The 3,435-nt window shown below is 66.8% G+C and carries 2 protein-coding genes; both read right to left on the bottom strand.

Going from position 1 to position 3,435, the window contains the following annotated elements:
- On the bottom strand, positions 1-1,966 hold a 1,966-nt coding region (locus ACY69P_RS15295), incomplete at its 3' end, for a hypothetical protein (protein ID WP_462328095.1).
- The coding region (locus ACY69P_RS15290) for a hypothetical protein (RefSeq protein WP_462328094.1) at positions 1,959-3,435 on the bottom strand (1,477 nt) is incomplete at its 5' end. The genes ACY69P_RS15290 and ACY69P_RS15295, both read right to left, overlap by 8 nt.

The raw sequence follows: 3,435 nt of genomic DNA, 5'->3' as shown, positions 1-3,435 counted from the left end.
AGTTGGTGAGCGAGGTGAAGGCCAGCTCAAAGGACGAGGACGACAGCACCGAGCCCGCGCCATCGTTTTCATTGCGGCTGACGGCCGTAGAACCGCCGCCAAACGTGGTGTACCACTGGCCCACGCCGGACAGGCGCACTTCCGCAATGACGCTGGCGCCGCCGCCGTCCACCGTGGCCTGCGTCACGTCCACCTGCCCGGAGAAGGTCCACGTGTAGTCCACGGAATGGACGTTCCAGCCGGACGTACTCACCGAAGGCATGGACACGCCCGCGCTGGTGGATGTGGGGCCATTTGCCGACGAGCCGTTGAGACTGAGCGCCGGGCCGGGGCTGACCTGCGCGGTGCGCGTAGTCCATTCCTTTTCGGGTTCAGAGACGGTGAACGTGCCGCCCGCAAGCTCGCCGCGCGCGTCCACGCGGATGTCGTGCTCCCCGGCAGTAAGTCCCTCGGTGGCGGCGTCGCTGACGTAATCCAGACTGGGGCCGATGGTGACGGTGCGCCATGCGCGGGGACTATCGTCCACCACCACGCGCCACTGAACGCGCTTGGCGTAGAAGGTATTGCTGGTGCCTGTTGGCGTCACGGATTTCAGGCGCACATGCACGGTGACTTGGTCGCAGTTGGCGGGCGTTCTGGCGGTGCCGGACGAGAAGGTGACGCCATCCGAGGACGAAGAACCGGACAGGCCCACAGACTGATTGCCGCCCGCCGGGTCCAGCGTGAGCTGCGCCACGGGCCGCACTTCCCAGAAGTCCGTCAGCCCGGCCTTGCGGCGCTTCTCAAACCCAAGGTGGAAGAACTGGTTCTGGTTGCCGTACGCGCCGTCGTAGCACTGCAGGTTGGCCGGAGAGACCATGACGCGCGGCTCCGTAAGGAAATAGCCAAGGTCCGCCCATTGGTTGTTGGGCACGGCGGTGAGGTGCTCCACGTTCTTGACGGACTTGAACAGCCGGTGCTGCCCGTCGCGCCAGCGGTAGAAGAACAGATCCCCGGCGTCGAACACCGCAAAGTCAAAGCCCTCGTTGACGCTGCCGTCCTCGTTGATGGCTCCGTCCGGGCCGCACAGAATCTTGCCGTGGTTGTTGCCGGCGTTGCCTGATGTCAGGTGCAGATTCCCGGCCCCCACATGCAGAAAGCCGCCCTCGGCAAGGCGTATGGCCGCAAGGGCGCTGATTTCGCCGCCGGTGAGGGTTCCGGCCTCCAGCATGCGCGAGACGATGGTCCCGTCCACAAACATATCCCCGGCAATGCCCACGCTGGGCTCGCCGTCAATGTCGCCCACCACAAACACGGCCTTTGGCTCGGCTACGCCCGCCTCGGGCTGGAGCACCATGAAGGAATCCGCCACAACCTTGTGAACGGTCTCGTAGCGCGTATCGTCGGCCAGCGTGGCAAGGGCCTTGTTGATGGTCTCGGGAAACGACGCCGGGACCACGTAGCCGCCCTGCGCGTCCGATGGCGTCCATACGCTGTACCTGCCGCTCCACGTCACGGCGCGGATCCAGTACCAGTAGTCCTTTTGCGTGGAGATGCCCGTATCGCGGAATACGGCCACGGGCGCAGTGGCGATGCCAACCCGCACGGCGTCATCCCGCGAGGTGGTCTCGGAGCGCCAGACCTCCACAAACCACAGGTTCGGGTCCGTGGGGTTGGTCCATGAAAGGCGGTTCACCAGAATCTGATTCTGCACGGAAAAGTCGCGCGGCGGGTTGGGCACCGTGTCGTCCGTGGCTTGGCGCGCAAAGTCGAACATGGCGCCCGTGGCGCGCACAAAGGCCGACGGCTGAACGCCAATGGTGGCAAGGTCGCGCACAAGGAGCGCGCGGTTTCGCTCGGCGTTGGGCAGCGTGCCGGTCAGGGTGTTCACCACTCCGGCCACGGCCTCCATCCATGCGCGGACGTCTGGCGCGGCGCTGGCCGGAATGGCCGGGAGCGCAGGCAGGGCCAGCTTGCGGTCAGCCATGGAGCAGTTCCTCCACGCTGGCGGCCACGCGCACGGCGTCCACCTCGGCCAGCCCTTCAAGTTCCACTTCAACTTCCCGCGCCGCGTAGCCGGCAGGCAGGCGGAAGGGCTCGTTTGAGGGCACGGCGGCCTCATGCCGCAATGCCCCGTCGCCGTAGAGGCGGAACGTCACCGGTTCGGCGGAACTCTGCGCGCCCACCACCTGCGCCGCCGTGGGATTCCACGCGCGTTCCTGCCGGTCCGTGTGCGAGTGCCAGCGGTATTCCAGCGTGGCAGTACCGCCCTTCCAGCGCTCCACCCGCCAATCCGCGCCGTCAAAGGTGAGCAGGTACAGCGCCTCGGCGGGTTCGTGGTGCAGGCCATGCACGGTGCGCGGCAGGCGCAGTTCGCGCACGTCGCCGGTGGCAAGCTCCACAGCGATGCCCGTTCCCGTGCCTGCAAAAAAGGCCATGTACGCGCCCTCGAACACGCAGGCGATGATGTCCTGCGGCCCCAGCACCTGCCACTGCTCCGAGGTGTAGGTCTCCTGCGTCAGGATGCGCCCGCCCTCCGGGCCGATGAAGGCCAGCCCGTCGGTTCCGGCGTAGAGCACGCCGCCGGGCACGCTGACCACACTGCGCTTGGAAGCGCAGGCCTGCTCAAAGGAAAGGGGCACAAAGGCCATGGCCGCAGGCTCAATGCCCGTGGCAATCCACGGCCGCCCCGTGGTGCAGGCCACCACCGTGGTGCCGTAGTAGCCGATGCCCACGATGTCTTCGTCCGCTTCCAGTATCCACGCCTCGGGAAAGGCGTAGGGAATCCCGGTTTCGGACACAAAAAGCTCCCGCCCGGCAAAGCCAAAGCAGATGCCGTTCTGCGCAAGAAGCAGCCCCTGCAGGGCGTCCGGCGGACGCGTCCAGTCCTCCGTAACCAGCACCTCGCCAAGCTGGTCGTCGGTCTTGGCGTCGTCGTACTGGGTGATTCCGGCGTCCGGCTCGCCCACAAGCTGATAATCCGCCGCGCCGCCAGCGCCCGTGACAAGGCGGTACACGCGGTACGTGGCCGCGCTGACGCCGGGGAGTGCTGGCGCGGCAAAGCCTGTCAGGCGCACGCTTTGCCCGTCCGACACATCCACCACCGCCGACGGCGGCGAGGGCGCGGACTCCTGCCCCCACTCATTGACGTAGGTGTAGACATAGCTGGTACTGCGCGCGATCTCCTCCCCTGCCGCGCCCAGAAGCTGGACGCTCAGTGGCGTGGGCGGCTCTTCAAGCCCAAGGCGCAGGGTCTGCGTGGGGAAGCTCTCCGGCGCGCCGGATAAGGCCATGTCCGCATCCGTTTGGCGCGGGTAACCGTCGCCCGTGAACATGATGCGCCGGGCGCTTGGGTACGGCGAGGCCACCACGTCCACATCCCCCGGCCACGCAAGCCATTTGCCCTCAAACAGCGCAATGCTCCCCAGCTCGCCGGGCTGCTCCAGCACGTCAATG

Source organism: Desulfobaculum sp., assembly GCF_054921475.1.
The sequence above is the reverse complement of the archived record's forward strand: the minus strand, read 5'-3'. Positions and strand labels throughout refer to the sequence as shown.